The 15125-nt window shown below is 68.6% G+C and carries 13 protein-coding genes and 3 pseudogenes; 4 read left to right on the top strand and 12 right to left on the bottom strand.

Annotation, left to right across the window (positions count from 1 at the left end; all coding sequences use genetic code 11):
- The 4 genes from AB0I77_RS50760 to AB0I77_RS50745 form a co-directional block, all read right to left on the bottom strand.
- Positions 1 to 182 (bottom strand): aldo/keto reductase (locus AB0I77_RS50760; protein ID WP_363289809.1); only part of this gene is annotated, 182 nt, incomplete at its 3' end.
- A 158-nt stretch (positions 183 to 340) separates the two neighbouring features.
- The gene (locus tag AB0I77_RS50755) at positions 341 to 1186 is read right to left on the bottom strand and encodes an SDR family oxidoreductase (protein ID WP_363289808.1); all 846 of its coding nucleotides are present in this window, start codon (positions 1184 to 1186) and stop codon (positions 341 to 343) included.
- Positions 1187 to 1295: 109 nt separating this feature from the next.
- Entirely contained in the window at positions 1296 to 2060 is a 765-nt protein-coding gene (locus AB0I77_RS50750) for an SDR family NAD(P)-dependent oxidoreductase (protein WP_363289807.1), read from the bottom strand.
- Positions 2061 to 2205: 145 nt separating this feature from the next.
- Positions 2206 to 2784 (bottom strand): ester cyclase, encoded by a 579-nt coding sequence (locus tag AB0I77_RS50745; protein WP_363289806.1) that lies wholly within the window; start codon positions 2782 to 2784, stop codon positions 2206 to 2208.
- Positions 2785 to 2999: 215 nt separating this feature from the next.
- Here AB0I77_RS50745 and AB0I77_RS50740 point away from each other — a divergent pair, with 215 nt between their 5' ends.
- Both AB0I77_RS50740 and AB0I77_RS50735 read left to right on the top strand, forming a co-directional pair.
- Positions 3000 to 3959 (top strand): helix-turn-helix transcriptional regulator, encoded by a 960-nt coding sequence (locus AB0I77_RS50740; RefSeq protein ID WP_363289805.1) that lies wholly within the window; start codon positions 3000 to 3002, stop codon positions 3957 to 3959.
- A gap of 106 nt (positions 3960 to 4065) precedes the next feature.
- Entirely contained in the window at positions 4066 to 4521 is a 456-nt protein-coding gene (locus tag AB0I77_RS50735) for a DeoR family transcriptional regulator (RefSeq protein ID WP_363289813.1), read from the top strand.
- 109 nt (positions 4522 to 4630) lie between these two features.
- Here the strand turns inward: AB0I77_RS50735 and AB0I77_RS50730 are convergent.
- From AB0I77_RS50730 to AB0I77_RS50715, 4 genes and pseudogenes are all read right to left on the bottom strand, one after another.
- Positions 4631 to 4738: pseudogene (locus AB0I77_RS50730) on the bottom strand (NADP-dependent oxidoreductase); the annotation flags it as partial.
- A 46-nt stretch (positions 4739 to 4784) separates the two neighbouring features.
- Positions 4785 to 5540: pseudogene (locus tag AB0I77_RS50725) on the bottom strand (nuclear transport factor 2 family protein); the annotation flags it as partial.
- A 33-nt stretch (positions 5541 to 5573) separates the two neighbouring features.
- Positions 5574 to 6512 (bottom strand): annotated as a pseudogene (locus AB0I77_RS50720) (NADP-dependent oxidoreductase); the annotation flags it as partial.
- A gap of 244 nt (positions 6513 to 6756) precedes the next feature.
- Positions 6757 to 7716: a nuclear transport factor 2 family protein gene (locus AB0I77_RS50715; protein WP_363289804.1), complete on the bottom strand. Its 960-nt coding sequence runs from the start codon at positions 7714 to 7716 to the stop codon at positions 6757 to 6759.
- A gap of 144 nt (positions 7717 to 7860) precedes the next feature.
- On the opposite strand from AB0I77_RS50715, the gene AB0I77_RS50710 reads away from it, so the two are divergent.
- On the top strand, positions 7861 to 8820 hold the full coding sequence (locus AB0I77_RS50710; protein WP_363289803.1) for a helix-turn-helix domain-containing protein: 960 nt from the start codon (positions 7861 to 7863) through the stop codon (positions 8818 to 8820).
- Positions 8821 to 9117: 297 nt separating this feature from the next.
- Here the strand turns inward: AB0I77_RS50710 and AB0I77_RS50705 are convergent, their stop codons facing one another.
- The 3 genes from AB0I77_RS50705 to AB0I77_RS50695 all read right to left on the bottom strand — a co-directional run bounded on the left by AB0I77_RS50705 (position 9118) and on the right by AB0I77_RS50695 (position 12816).
- On the bottom strand, positions 9118 to 9708 hold the full coding sequence (locus AB0I77_RS50705; RefSeq protein WP_363289812.1) for a TetR/AcrR family transcriptional regulator: 591 nt from the start codon (positions 9706 to 9708) through the stop codon (positions 9118 to 9120).
- Positions 9709 to 10046: 338 nt separating this feature from the next.
- Positions 10047 to 11345 carry a DUF3533 domain-containing protein gene (locus tag AB0I77_RS50700; RefSeq protein WP_363289802.1) on the bottom strand — a complete coding sequence of 433 codons (1299 nt, stop codon included), beginning with the start codon at positions 11343 to 11345 and terminating at the stop codon, positions 10047 to 10049.
- Positions 11346 to 11406: 61 nt separating this feature from the next.
- The gene (locus AB0I77_RS50695; protein WP_363289801.1) at positions 11407 to 12816 is read right to left on the bottom strand and encodes an aldehyde dehydrogenase family protein; all 1410 of its coding nucleotides are present in this window, start codon (positions 12814 to 12816) and stop codon (positions 11407 to 11409) included.
- 121 nt (positions 12817 to 12937) lie between these two features.
- Here AB0I77_RS50695 and AB0I77_RS50690 point away from each other — a divergent pair, with 121 nt between their 5' ends.
- On the top strand, positions 12938 to 13555 hold the full coding sequence (locus tag AB0I77_RS50690) for a TetR/AcrR family transcriptional regulator (protein WP_363289800.1): 618 nt from the start codon (positions 12938 to 12940) through the stop codon (positions 13553 to 13555).
- Here AB0I77_RS50690 and AB0I77_RS50685 read toward each other — a convergent pair.
- Entirely contained in the window at positions 13508 to 15106 is a 1599-nt protein-coding gene (locus AB0I77_RS50685) for an AMP-binding protein (RefSeq protein ID WP_363289799.1), read from the bottom strand. The genes AB0I77_RS50690 and AB0I77_RS50685 overlap by 48 nt on opposite strands.
- Positions 15107 to 15125 lie beyond the last annotated feature (19 nt).

The raw sequence follows: 15125 nt of genomic DNA, 5'->3' as shown, positions 1-15125 counted from the left end.
TGGAAGGGGCCGTAGATCTCGGCGGTGTCGATGTGGGTGACCCCGAGGTCCAGGGCCCGGTGGATGGTGCGGATCGACTCGGCGTCATCGAGCCCTCCGCCGGTGGTGTAGGTGCCGGCCATGGTCATGGCGCCCAGGCCGATGCGCGAGACATCGAGCCCGCCCAGCGATACGTGCTTCATCAGGTACTCCTTGTCGTAACGGCCCTCAAGCCCGGTCAGCGGTCGCGATGAGTGCGGTGCGCCACCAGCCGGCGGACCTTGGAATGTGGGGTGTTTGCTCAGGGCGAGGGGAGACCTCGACGGCTCGGGCCCACCACGTGTACCGCCTATTGCCCCTCTCAGGCGTGGGTGTCGTCGTAGGAGAGGTTGTCGCCGAGTTCGCGGGAGGCTTCGGCCTGGGCGAGGAGCTCCTTCGCCTTGGCCTCGGCGGCCTCGATGGCGTCCGCGCCGGCGACGAAGCGCTGCAGGGGCTTGTCCTGTCCGGCGATGGTGAGCAGGGCGCGGGCGAGTTTGGCGGGGTCGCCGGGCTGCTTGCCGTTCATGCTCTTCATGCCCTCGATCCGCGGGGCGGTGCGCGGGGCGTAGTCGTCGATGGACAACTCGGGCCAGTTGGTGGAGCCGTCCACGAGGAGTTCGGTGCGGAAGTAGCCGGGTTCCACGACCGTGGTGTGGATGTTGTACGGCTCGACGTCGTAGCGCAGGGACTCCATCCAGCCCTCTTCCGCGAACTTGGAGGCGGCGTAGGCGGAGGTGAACTCCATGCCGACCAGGCCGGCCGTCGAGGTGATGGTGATGACGTGGCCGGCACGCTGCTTCCGCATGATCGGCAGGACGGCGCGGGTGACGTTCATCGGGCCGAAGAGGTTCGTCTCGAACTGCCGGCGCATCTGCGCGGGCGAGATCTCCTCGAAGTAGCCGGTGAACAGGTTCCCGGCGTTGTTGACCAGGACGTCGATGCGGCCGAAGCGCTCGACGGCGGCCTGCGCGGCGGCCTCGGCGTCGTCCAGGCTGGTGACGTCGAGCCTGGTGACCAGGAGGTTGTCCCGCGGCCCGCCCAAGGTCTTCTCGACCTCCTCGGGGCGGCGGCCGGTGGCGACGACCTGGAGACCGGCCGCAAGGGCCTCGCGGGCGATGTCCGTGCCCAGACCGCGTCCGGCACCGGTGACGAGAATGACCTTGCTCATGGGGGTTCCTTTCAGGTGCCGTGATCTGGCATCTGGTGTGTGCGGTGGTGATGCGCCGTGCGTTCCCGGCGGCCGACCAGCGGGGATGGGCCGGCCGGGCCGGACGGCGTCAGGCCGACTCGGTGGGCATGATCCACAGGTCGGCGATGGAGGCATGCCGGGGGCGCGTGACCATGTAGGCAACGCCGTCGGCGATGTCCTCGGGGGCGAGGAACTCGACCACCCCGAGGAGGGGGGTGATCATCGCGTCCTGGATCTCGGGCTTGTTGTGCGAGGCCAGCTCGGTGTACACGCCACCCGGCTCCAGGACACCGACGCGGACGTGCCTCTGGGTGACTTCCTGGCGCAGGGACTCGGTGAAGCCGTTCACCCCGAACTTGGTGAGGTTGTAGACGCCGAGGCCGTTCATGGCGACGCGGCCGGCGACGGAGCTGATGTTGACGATGTCGGCGACCCGGCGCGTACCGTCCTCGGCGGCCTTGAGCAGGTGCGGGAGGGCGGCGCGGGTGGTGTAGAGCAGGCCCTTGACGTTGATGGCGATCATGCGCTCCCACTCTTCGGCGTCCGCGCCGACGACTGGGCCCAGGAGCATCAGGCCGGCGTTGTTGACCAGGGTGTCCAGCCGACCGAAGTGCTCGACGGTCTGCTCGACGGCCGCCTCTGCCTGGGCGCGGTCGGTGATGTCGGCCTCCACCACCAGCGCGGTGCCGCCGGCCTTCTCGATCTCGGCGGCGAGTGCGTCCAGACGGTCCTTGCGGCGGGCCACCAGGGCCACGGACGCGCCGAGCTCGGCGAGTTGGCGGGCGGTGGCCTCGCCGATCCCGCTGCTCGCACCGGTGACGAGAGCGACGGTGCCGGTCAGTTTCGATGCCATGGGGGGGTGTCCTGTTCCTTGGTTGTCTTCTTCGGTTCACTGCGGGTGCGGCGCAGGGCCGCGGGGGCAGCCTTGTGCGTGCCGAGCGGCGGTCATCGCGTCGGCGGGGGAGGAGCGGAGGCGGGTGAAGTACCGCGCTCCGCCGCTATGCGGCGGGGATGGCGCCCATCTGCCGGAGGATGCCGAGCATGTCGAGCTGGGCACGCTCCTCGACGATCTTGCCGTGGGACAGGCGGTAGAAGGCCATGCTCTCCGAGCGGATCGCCTTGCCCGTGGCCTCGACGCCGGCGAAGGGTCCTTCGTGGGTGCCCGTCATGGTGTAGCGGACGGCCACGGTGTCACCCTCGGCCCGCATGTCCTGCACCGTCCACTTGAGGTCGGGGAACGCCGTCAGGTTCGCCGCGACGATGCCGAGATAGGTGTCCCGGCCCTGCCACGTCTGACCGCCGGAGTGCACGACGATGTCCGGGCTGACGAACTTGCTCGCCAGAGCGGGATCGCGACCGGGCAGGTACTCACTGGTGTAGCGCTCGATGATGCGCTTGTTCACCTGAGCGGTCCCGTGGTTCCAGGAGACGGAATCCGCCGTGACGCGAGACGGCGACCCGGAACCGGTCTTCCGGTCGGCCGTGCCGGTCGCGTCCGCGGCTCCCGCTCCGAAGGCCGCGAGGCTGAGCGCTCCCAGCGCTGTGACTACCGCGGCCGGCCTGGTGTATCGACGCATGATCGTCCTTCTGAGTACGGTGATCACGGCGCCGACGACGCCGCGAAGGGACTGGGGACCGGCGGCACAAGCACCGCCGTATCCAGGCCATTCACACCGCCGGGGGGCGATGCACCACCAACAAAACCCGTTGTCACGGGGGCGTGGGAGTCCCTGATGAGGGGGTCACTGGCAGGGACCCCCAACCCGGCGGAAGCGCTCGTAGAGTGAAACGCATGGCAGGCAGAAACGACCCACATGACACCAACCGCGACATCCGTGACAATGTTCGCGACCAGATCCGGGAATTCCTGGGCACGCGAAGGGCCAGGGTCACCCCCGAACAGGCCGGACTACCCACATACGGCGGAGACCGCCGACGGGTCACCGGGCTGCGCCGGGAGGAGGTAGCCCTACTCGCGGGCATCTCCAGCGAGTACTACACCCGGCTGGAGCGCGGCAACGCCACCGGCGTCTCCGAGAGCGTCATCGAAGGCATCGCGCGAGCCTTGCAGCTCGACGAGGCCGAGCGAATCCACCTGATCGACCTCCTGCGCGGCGCCGGCACCACCCGCCCGCCACGCCGCCGACCCGCCCAGCAGCACGTGCGGCCCGCGGTGCAGCGCGTCCTCGACTCCATGACCGGCACACCCGCGTTCATCCTCAACGGACGCGGGGACATCCTGGCCACCAACGACCTCGGGCGCGCCCTGTTCTCCCCGGTCTACGCCGACCCGGCGCGCCCGCCCAACAACGCCCGGTTCGTCTTCCTCGACCCGCGCGCGACCGAGTTCTTCCGCGACTGGAACCAGGTCGCAGGCGACTGTGTCGCCATGCTGCGCGCCGAGGCCGGCCGCGATCTCTACGACCGGCGACTGACCGACCTGATCGGCGAACTGTCCACCCGCAGCGAGGAGTTCCGTCACCGCTGGGCCGCCCACAACGTCCGCATGCACACCACCGGAGTGAAGCTCCTGCACCACCCGGTCGTCGGCGACCTCGACCTGCCCTTCGAGACCTTCCCGGTGGGCGGCGACTCCAGCCAGGTCCTCCTCACCTACACCGCCGAGCCCGCGTCACCCTCGCAGGACGCCCTGAACCTGCTGGCCAGCTGGGCCGCGACCAACGACGACCTCGAGCAGTCCGCGCCGGCCGACGATTCCGAGCCGGCCGACTCGGCCGAGACACCCGACTGATCGACCCATGAGGCCCTCCCGACGATTCCGCCACCGCGAGAGACGGAGCCAGCCCTCATGACCCACACGACCGCCTTCGCCAGTCACGCGCGCGAGGCGGGAGCGGATCAAGAGCCGCGTCGTCGACGAAGGCTTCGTCCGCATCGAGCGGCTCGCCGACGAGCTGGGCGTGACACCGATGACCATCCGCCGGGATCTCGACTACCTGGAGGGCAGGGGTGGCTGGAAAGTCCGCGGCGGGGCGACCGCACAACCGTCGACGGCGTTCCACGGCGACATCCGGCACGCACCCAGTCCATGGCGCCGGCGAAGAGCGCACTCGCCCGTGCCGCACTTGGCCTCGTCAACCCGGGCAGTCCCTCATCGTCGACGACAGCACCACCGCAGCCCGGGAATCGAGCTCATCTCACTCGGCGGCGCGTACTACCCCGCCTACGACGCGTTCCTCGGCATCCGGACCATCGATGCGGTCAACAGCTGCGCGCCGACACGCTGTTCGCCTCGACGACCGCCATCACCCGCGGCCACTGCTACCACCAGTCCCAGGAGACGGTGGGAGTGAAACGAGCCCTGATGGAAGCCTGCGACCACAGGGTCCTCGCGTCAGAGCTCGACACACTGCAGGCGTGGAGCCGCCCGACCCGCCCACCCCGCGGTTTCCGAAGGTGATCACTGAGCCTGGCCGGCTTGATCGCCACATCGTCCTGGTGCACTGCGACGAGTTCGGCGAACGTGCCGATGCGGTCCTTGTCGGCCCGTGCACAGACCTCATCACCGAGGCGCTGACCAGGGGTCGTAGCGCGACCGCTACGACCCCTGAGGCCGTCAGAACATCGTGTTGTCGTTGGCGGCGGTCTCCGGCACGTCCTGCACGGCGTCCCAGTGCTCGACGATCTTTCCGTCCCTGACCCGGAAGAGGTCGATGACCGCCCGGCCGCGCTCGCCCGGGGTCTCGACGTAGTGGCTGTGGACGGCCACCAGGTCGCCCTCGGCGATGATCCGCTTCGGGGTGATCGTCAGCTGCGGGAACTGCTCGAAGTACGCGCCCGCTCCGGCCTTCACACCAGCCACGCCGTCGGGGAAGTTCGGGCTGTGCTGGTGGTATTCGGGGCCCACGTAAGTGTCGATGGCGGCCAGGTCCTTTCGGACCAGGATCTGGTCGACGAACGCGGTGACCAGCTTCTTGTTGTAGGCGGTGGACCACCGCTGCCCTGGCACCTCGACCTGCGGCCCGGAGAGGGTGGAGAACATGTCGTTGCCGTTGGCCGTGGTCGCCGGCACCTCCTGGAGGATGTCCCAGTGCTCGGCGATCTTCCCGTCCTGGAAGCGGAAGATGTCGAAGACGGCCGTCCCGGGGGTACCGGGCACGAGTACGCCACGGGAGTGCAGGAGCACCAGGTCGCCCTCGGACAGGACCCGCAACACGTCGAACGTGGCGTCCGGGAACTGAGCTCGCATGCCGGCGCCGAACGCCTTCATGGCCTCGGGGCCGTCAGGGGCCAGCGGGTTGTGCTGGATGTAGTCCGGCCGCACATGGCGCTCGACGACAGTCGTGTCGCCCCCGTCGAACACAGTCTTGAGGACTTGGGCGGCAATCTGCGTCTTCACCGTCCCCTCCACGGTCAGCACGATCTTGCCGGTGGTGCGGCCGGTCTCGCCCAGGGCGTGGGCCTTGGCGGCCTCGGCGAGGGGGAAGGTGGCCTCGATGTGGGCGCGCAGGGTGCCGGTTTCGACCAGGTCGGAGATGGCCTGCATGCCGGCGCGGTCGGACTCGACGAGGAGGGACTCGTAGCGGATGCCCCGCTCGGCGATGTCCGCCAGCTCGTCGGGGTCGATGGGTACCGGAAGGATCGAGACGAGGGTGCCGCCCGGGCGCAGGAGGGCGAGGGAGCGGGCGCGGGCGGCGGTGTCCAGCGAGATCGGGTCGAGGACAACGTCGACGTCCTTGACGGCCTCAGTGAAGTCAACCGTGTGGTAGTCGATGGCCTCGTCCACTCCGATCGAACGCAGGAAGTCGTGCTTGGCGGCGCTGGCGGTGCCGATGACGTATGCGCCGCGGGACTTGGCGATCTGGACGGCGAGATGGCCGACGCCGCCGGCCGCGGCGTGGATGAGGACGCGCTGCCCGGGCTGGACGTCGGCGGTGTCGACGAGTGCCTGGTAAGCGGTCAGGGCGGCGAGCGGCAGGGCGCCGGCCTGGACGTGGTCGATGGCGGCGGGCTTGTGGACGAAGGAGCGGGCGGTGGCGGTCACGTACTCGGCGTGGGCGCCGACTCCGTGGGGGTAGGGCAGCATGCCGAAGACCTCGTCGCCCGGCTTGAACAGGGTGACGCCGGTGCCGACGGCCTCGACGACTCCGGAGACGTCCCAGCCCAGGATGAGGGGCAGGCCGCCCGCGGTCATGGACTGGGCGCGGTTCCACCAGTCGGTCGGGTTGACGCCGGCGGCGCGGACGGCGATCAGGATCTCACTCAACCCCGGCTCGGGCCGGGGCAGTTCGACTTCCTTGAGCACCTCGGGGGAGCCGTGGGTGTCCTGGCGGATGGCGCGCATGGTGGCGGTACTGGAATTCGTCATGCCTCCAGCGTCGCTGCCCGCCACCCCTCGGCGCCATGGCGTGAATGCCAACTTTCAACGGGATCACGCCACGACGTACATTCGTTGATTCATTGCGTTTGCCGCAACCCAGGCGAACTGGCGGGGCCGATGCTCCTTCGGGCTTCTGGAGGGAGCCGACGCGTGAAAAGCAGTACTCAGAGTTCCGGTGCCTGTCCCCGGAACCCTGAGCACTTCGTCGTCAGAACATGGTGTTGTCGTTGGCGGAGGTCTCCGGCACGTCCTGCACGGAATCCCAGTGCTCGACGATCTTTCCGCCCCGCACCCGGAAGATGTCCACGATGGCCCGGCCTCGCTCGCCCGGCGTGTTGACGTAGTGGCTGTGAATGGCCACCAGGTCACCCTCGGCGATGACCCGCTTCGGGGTGATCCTCAGCTGCGGGAACTGTGCGAAGTAGCCGCCGAGCCCGGCCTTCACACCTGCCACGCCGTCGGGGACGGCCGGGCTGTGCTGGTGGTACTCAGAGCCCACGTACGCATCGATGGCGGACAGGTCCTTCCTCACCAGGAGCCGGTCGAAGAATGCGGTGACCAGCTTCTTGTTGTACGCGGTGAGCCGCGTGGGACCCGGTGTCTCGGTCTGCGGTCGGCTGACCGTGGAGAACATGTCGTTGCCGTTGGCCGTGGTCGCCGGCACAGCCTGCAGCACGTCCCAGTGTTCGGCGATCTTTCCGCCCTCGAAACGGAAGATGTGGCCTTCGGCGATCCCACGGCTGCCAGGAGCCGGGACGACGTTGGAGTGCACGAACACCAGGTCACCCTCGGAGATGACCCGCTTGACGTTGTACGCGGTGTCCGGGTACTGCTGACGCCAGGCGGCACCGAACGCCTTGAAGGCCTCGGCGCCATCGGGGGCCAGCGGGTTGTGCTGGATGTAGTCCGGCCGCACGAAACGGTCAATGACGGACATGTCCCCTCGCTCGAACACGCCCTTGAGGACCTGGACGGCGACCGCCTTCTGGTAGCCGAGCCGGGCGCTGTCGCCGTATCCGGCGCTGGAAATTTCCGCGGCTCGATCGCGGCCGGGAGCTTCGCGATGCGCGGCGGAAGCGACGGCGGGTACGGCGGCGGCACCGGTGAGGGCGACAGCCATGAGTGCGGCGGCGAGGGTGCGGCGGCCGGCGGATGCGGTGGTGTTCACGGGGCTCTCTTCTCCGAACTCGGGGGGATCGTAGAGGTGTTGATCGGTGGGCCGCCTGGTGGCGGTGTGCGTCATATGTCGAGCCTGGCTGCCGCCGCCGCACGCTACAATGGCACGAATGCCAACTTTCGACGGGATCGCGCCATGGAGCATCTTCACCGAGTCGTAGTTCTGGCCATCGACGGGGTGTACCCCTTCGAACTGGGCATCCCCAGCCGGGTCTTCGGGGCCGCAGACGGCCGCTACGAGGTCCTCACCTGCACCGTCGACGGCCGCCCGGTCCGCACCAACTCCGACTTCTCGATCACCGTCGAGCATGGCCCGGATGTACTGCGCACCGCCGACACCGTCGTCATCCCACCTTTCACCTCCACATCAGTGACCCGCGATGTGTCGGAAGCCGTGACGCAGGCGCTCGTGTCCGCGGCTCCGGGCAGTCGCCTCGTATCGATCTGCACCGGCGCCTTCGTCCTCGCCGCGGCGGGTCTCCTCGACGGCCGGCCGGCCACCACCCACTGGGTGGTCGCGGACCTCTTCCGCTCATGGTTCCCACAGGTCGCACTCGATCCGGACGCCCTGTTCATCGACGACGGGGACATCCTGACCTCGGCAGGCGCCGCCTCCGGGCTCGATGTCTGCCTGCACCTCATCCGCAAGGACCATGGCAGCGAAGTCGCCAACCAGGTGGCCCGCATGTGCATCGTCCCTCCATGGCGCGACGGAGGTCAGGCGCAGTACATCCAGCACCCGGCGCCCGCAACCACGGCCAGCGGAACGGCCGCCGCCCGCCAGTGGGCGTTGGAGAACCTCCACGAGCCGATGGTCCTGGCGGACCTCGCCGAGCACTCCCACATGAGCCTGCGCACCTTCGCCCGCCGCTTCGCCGAAGAGGTGGGCATGAGCCCGGGACGCTGGCTGATCCAGCAGCGCGTCGACCGTGCACGGCACCTCCTGGAGACCACCGATCTGCCGGTGGACGAGATCGCCGGTCAAGTCGGCTTCGCCGGCGGCACATCGCTACGGGAGCACCTGCACGCCGCCATCGGCGTCTCACCACTCGCCTACCGGCGCACCTTCCGCGGCGCCCTGACCCCCACGCACTGAGCACCACTGCACCTGCCAATCCGCGAGCGCGGCGATGAAACGGCGCACCGCTTGAACCCACACCGCACTCATGCCTGGCCAGAGCCCGCTGCCCCGAGGCCTTGCACCTCCACGCCCGAGGTGCGGCCTGCGGTTGCTCCCACACCAGGGGCTGAGATGACGGCATGAAAGCGGCATGAAGCGGCTTGAGCGGCGACGCAGGAGGTGCTACCCGGTGGCCTCGGCCGGCTCCCGACTAGAAGAATCTGTCGGCTCGGACTGTCTCACGCCACAGCCTGAGGTCAGGGATGTGGTGCGTCAGACGCGCTGCCAGGCGTCCAGCAGGGCGAGGGCGTTGTTCACTCCCTGTTCGAGGAGTTCTTCGGCGAGTTGGCTGTCGGTCAAGGCGCGGGCGAGCTGCAGCGTCCCGGCCATCAGGCTGAGGAGGCTGAGTGCCTTCACGCGTGCGGAGGACGGGGCCTCGGGCGTCATGCGGGCGGCAAAGCCCTCGATGAGGACCAGCACGCCGTCGGTGTACGCCTGCCTGGTGGTGTCGGCGCAGCGCCCGATCTCGTCGAGAAGGGCGGCGTTGGGGCAGCCGTCGCCAAGGCTGTCGCGGTGCTGGGGTGACAGGTATCCGCGCACGATCTGCTCGAGTCCGGCACGGCCGGGCGCGGCCAGCGCGACGACGTTCTCGGCCTGCACCTTCAACTGGTCGGCGATTGCCGTGGTGACGAGGTCGTCTTTGGACGCGAAGTGAGCGTAGAAGGCGCCGTTGGTCAGTCCCGCGTCCTTCATGAGCGTGGAGACCCCGGAGCCGTCGATACCGTCTTGCTTGAACCGGCGGCCCGCCGTTTCGATGATCCGCCGCCTCGTCTCCGACTTGTGCTCTTTTATGTACCGCACCACCGCACACGCTCCTTCGTCGGCCGGAAGGACCGTCGCCCTGAACCGCCTTCGCCAGTGTATGGTATTGCGAACGTAATCCAAAGAGTCGACAGCGGTGACGGTCGGCCACCTCGTGATACCGCGCGAACTGTCCACCGAGGAGATCGCCGCACGGTCGACGACTTCCGCCGCCGCGGCCGCCATATGGTGATCGCCGACGGCGTCGACATCGACCGCACCGCTGCTCAACCGGTCCGGCGCCACCGCGCCACCGCGCCAAGGACATCGAAGACGGTCTGCCCAGGCTCGGCGGGGTGCAGGCGGTGCCGCCTGTTCGCAGCCGCGTCCGACCCGTTCGGCTACGCCGGAACCGCGGCCTGCGTCGGCTTCTCGACCTCGGAGGGAATGCGGTGCAGTCCCTTCCGGTCGTACAGCCGGGTCGCGCCGAAGCCGAAAAGGGAAGCTGCCACGAGTCCGACCGCCAGCATGGCCCAGCCCCGGGTCAGGCCCGCGTCACCCTGGGCGTCGTAGTAGAGGATCGAACGGACACCGTCGGTGATCTGCCGCAGCGGCTCGAACTCCGCGAGGAAGCGATAGAACCCGGGCAGCGCCTCTATCGGCGTGGTGGCACCGGCCGTCGGTACGGCCATCGCGACGAAGATCAGCGCAACGAGCAGCATGCCGGGCGTGCCGAAGACAGCGAGCAGGGCCAGCCCGCCGATCCCGGCGACCGCGATCGCGCACACCGAGTACAGCCACAGCAGGGGCAGGTGGGAGACATCCATCCCCATGCCGACCGCGCCCGCCAGCACCAGGCTGCCCATGAGCACCGAGAGGCCGGCCATGAGGGTGCTGCCGATGGCGAGGGTCTGTACTCGGCTCGCACGGATCAGCGGGCGGTGCCTGCGAAGCGGCCCCATGTCGTTGTGGGTGTAGCCGAGGGCGTGGTCCACCTGGCCGCTGATGACATTGGCGGAGAGCATGCCGCAGACCACGAGGACCAGCGCGTAGTAGAAGGCGGTCATGCCGAGACCACTGTGCGAGTGAAGCGGGTGCCCGTCCTTCACGGTGACGACTGCCGGGTCGGCCAGTAGGAGGCGCTCCGCCGGAGACAGCTTCGTCTGCTCGGCTCCGGCCTGCGCACTCAGCTCCCTGCCCACCTGACTTGAGGCGTTCTTGGCCGCTTCCGTCGTCGCCGCCCGCGCCAGGCTGGAGCCAAGACTTCCGGCGGACTGGTTGGTCACCACCGTCAGCGTCGGGCGTACCGGGTTCTTGTCGGCCGCGCTGCTGATCAGCGTGGTGCTGGAGGAGGAGAAGTCGCCGGGAACGACCAGCGCGCCGAACAGCTTGCCCTGGCCGAGTTCCTTGTTCATCTTCTGCTCGTCCATCACCTTCCAGTCGATCGCGTCTCCACCGGCATTCGATTTCGTGATCGACTCGATGGTCCGCGCCCCCAGGTTGACGTGTTCGCCGCCGGTATTCGCGCCCCTGTCTGCGTTGACCAGGCCGACGGGCAGCTTGTGCAGGTGGCCGACCGGATCGACGTTGGCACCGATGTAGAGGACCGCGAACAACAAGGCCAGGACGCCCGTGACGACGCCGTTGACGATCCACAGGCCTCGGGCCTGCAATACGCGGAAGGGATGAAACCCACCCATGATGAACTCCAGATTTCGCGAAGACTTGCAGAGAGGGTGGGGTGGACGGTGCCGCAAGCCGTCACGTGATCCTTCGCAGGATGCGGTCCTTGCGGCGGGTGTAGGGCGGATAGGTCACGCCCATGGTGTCCGGGGTGAGCCGCTTGTCGAGGACGGACTTGATGTTGCTGAAGGTGTCCAGGGAGTGTGCGCCGTGGTACTGGCCCATGCCACTCTCGCCGACGCCGCCGAAGGGGAGATTGGGCACGCCGAGCTGAGCGGTCGGGACGCCGAAGACCAGGCCGCCGGACGACGTCTCCGCGATCAGCCGCTGCTTGGAGCGCTTGGATGCGGTGAAGGCGTAGAGAGCCAGCGGCTTGTCCCGCTCGTTGATGAAAGCGATCGCCGCGTCCAGGTCGGGCACGCGGACGATGGGCAGGAGGGGACCGAAGATCTCGTCACGCATCACGGCCGAGTCGGGGTCGACGTCCGCGAGAACGGTGGGGGCGATGTAACGGGTGGGACGGTCGTGTTCGCCGCCGACAACGGTCCGGCCATCGTTGAGCAGACCTGCCAGCCGGTCGAAGTGGCGCTCGTTGATGATGTTGCCGTAGTCGGCGCTCCGGGCCGGATCGGTGCCGTACATCTCACGGATGGCCGCGGTCAGGTGCGACTCGATGTCGGCGCCCGCCTGTCCGACAGCGAGCACGTAGTCGGGCGCGACGCAGGTCTGGCCGGCGTTCATGAACTTGGCCCAGACGATGCGACGGGCGGCCGTCGCGAGGTCGGCGCCGGGTTCGACGACGGCGGGACTCTTGCCGCCCAACTCCAGGGTGACCGGGGTGAGATGGCGGGCCGCGGCGGCCATGACGATGCGTCCGACTGTGCCGTTGCCGGTGTAGAAGATGTGGTCGAACCGCTGTTCCAACAGGGCGGTCGTCTCCGGTACGCCCCCCTCGACGACGGCCACGGCCTCCGGATCCAGGAACCGGGGCAGCCAGTGGGCGAGCGCGGCCGAGGTCGCGGGGGCGACTTCACTGGGCTTGAGGATGACGCAGTTACCGGCGGCCAGTGCGCCGATGAGGGGCGCCAGCGCCAGATTCAGCGGGTAGTTCCAGGGGCTGATGATCAGCACTGTGCCCAGCGGCTCGCGAACGGTCCAGGCTCGGGCCGGCGCGAGCACCAGAGGTACGGAGACCTTGCTCGGGCGCGTCCACCGGTCGAGGTGGCGCAGGGTGTGGTCGATCTCCTTGAGGAGGAAGCCGATCTCCATGACGTGCGACTCGGTCGCGTTCTTGCCGAGGTCGGTGTACAGCGCGTCTGCGAACACGTCCTGATGTTCGGCCAGCATCTGCCGCAGGGCGTGCAGTTGCTGTCTCCGCCACGAGAGGGGCTTGGTGCGTCCAGTGGTGAAGGTGGCGCGCAGGCGGGTGACGGTTTGTGCCGCGTGGTCTGTCGTGGAGTCGATGTCCACGTTGTTGTTGGTGGGCATGTCCCGCAGCATATACGAAACGAAAGTATTTCGTTTCGTATTGATGTAGGCTTTCTGGTGTGACCCCTCCCACGCTTCCTGAACTCTTCGAACGACCCCTCCGGCACTCGGGGGATGCCCGATGACCGAGTCGGCGGCACGCCGGGGCCGCCCCCGCGATGCCAACCGGGACCGTGCGTTGCTGGATGCGACTCTGGCCGTCCTGGGCGAGAGCGGCTACGGCGGCCTGACCACCGCCGCCGTCGCGGCCCGCGCCGGAGTGTCCACCGCCACCCTCTACCGCCGCTGGCCGTCCAAGGAGTTCCTGGTCGTCGACGCTGCCGCGGCCTACTCCCAGGAGTTCACGGCACCTGCCGACACCGGCACCCTCGAAGGGGACCTGCGTGCCCTGCTCCGGGACAAGGCGGCCTCGATGACCGGGAAGGAGGGAGGGGTGTTGCGGTCCCTGATCGCCGAGGGTGGGCACAACGCCCCCCTGGCCGACGCCCTCACGAAGGCGTTCGTGCAGCCCGTTCGCCTACGTATGGAGGAGATCGTGCAACGTGCGGTGGACCGGGGTGAGATCGCGCCTGTCGAGCACGCCGATCTGCTCGGCGACCTGGTCATCGGTCCCATGATGAGCAGGTTCTTCCTCACCCCGCTGCCGCCGGACGAAGTGGACGCCGGCTCGGCGGCGGAGACGGCCGACCGCCTACTGCCCTTCCTCCTCCGCGCCATCGGAGGCGAGGTGAGCCATTGAGCCCGCAGCCCGCTCCCCTTCGCGGAGCAGGTACTTCTGGATCTTCCCGGTGGAGGTTCGGGGCAGTTCCCCGAAGACGACCCGCTTGGGCGCCTTGAATCGCGCGATGCGGTCTTTGACGTGGTCGATGATCTCCTGCTCGGTGGCGACCGCATCCGGGCGCAGGACGGTGTAGGCGACCGGCACCTCGCCCCAGCGGTCGTCCGGGGCACCGACCACGGCGACTTCGAGGACTGCCGGATGGCTGGCGATGGCCTGTTCGACCTCGATCGAGGTGATGTTCTCGCCACCGGAGATGATGACGTCCTTGCTGCGATCCCTGAGCTCGATGTATCCGTCGGGGTGGCGAACACCGAGGTCGCCGGTGCGGAACCAGCCGTCCGGTGCGGCCGCGGCCGTGGCGGCGGCGTCCTTGAGGTAGCCCAGCATGAGGTTGTTGCCGCGCAACCTGATCTCACCGATCGTGGTGCCGTCCGCGGGTACGTCCCCTCCGTCGCCGACCACGCGGGCGGTGAGGCCGACGATGTTGGACACGCCCTGCCGGGCGCGAAGCCGGGACTGTTCCTCGGGGGCGAGGCCATTCCACTCGGGGTGCCAGTCGCACAGCACCGACGGCCCGTACGTTTCGGTGAGCCCGTACAGATGCGTGACGTCGAAACGCAAGTCATCCGCGGCGGCGAGCAGGGTGGGGCTCGGTGGCGCCCCGCCGGTCAGGAACCGGATGACGCCGTCCGTGTCGCGCTTGGCCGCCGGGGCGTTCACCACCATGGAGAGCACGGCAGGGGCACCACAGAGGTGTGTGACGTGTTCGTCGTGAATGAGCCGCCAGATCTCGGAAGCCTCCACTCTCGGCAGGCATACGTGGGTGCCGCCGGCGGCGGTCACCGCCCATGGGAAGCACCAGCCGTTGCAGTGGAACATGGGCAGCGTCCAGAGGTAGGCGGACGCTGCGCTCAACTGGGTGTGCGTGACCATCGCGAGTGCCTGGAGATAGGCGCCACGGTGTTGGTACATGACGCCCTTGGGACGACCAGTCGTTCCGGAGGTGTAGTTGATGGACAGCAGCGCGCCCTCATCGGGCAAGGGGACGGCCGTCGGTGCGGCGGCGGCGAGGAGTTGTTCGTAGGCGCCGCCGTCGCCGGGGCCCGCGCGCACGATCAGGGGCGGATGCGGCATCCCGTCGATCGCCTTGGCCACGAGGTCGTCGAACTGCGGGTCGTGCAGGAGCACCGCGCTCTCCGAGTGCTCCAGGATGTAACGCACCTCGGGAGCGGAGAGTCTGGTGTTGATCGTGACCAGGGGCGCACCGGCCCACGGGGCTCCGTAGTGGGCCTCGAGCATGATGTGCGTGTTGGGTGCCAGGACCGCGACCGGGTCGCCGTTCGCGAGCGGGGCAAGAACGCCGGCGAGCCGACGGCACCGGTCGTGCAGCTGTGCGTACGTGAAACGCTGGTCCCCGTCGATCACAGCCGTGCGCTCGGGAAACACCGCGGCCGACCGGTCCAGGAACGACACGGGACTCAAGGGCTCGAATGACAGGGCGGGATTCACGGCCTGCTCCGTTCGGTTG

The organism is Streptomyces sp. NPDC050619, assembly GCF_040654815.1.
In the GTDB taxonomy this organism is placed as follows: Bacteria; Actinomycetota; Actinomycetes; order Streptomycetales; family Streptomycetaceae; genus Streptomyces.
This window is presented reverse-complemented; position numbering and strand designations above follow the sequence as displayed.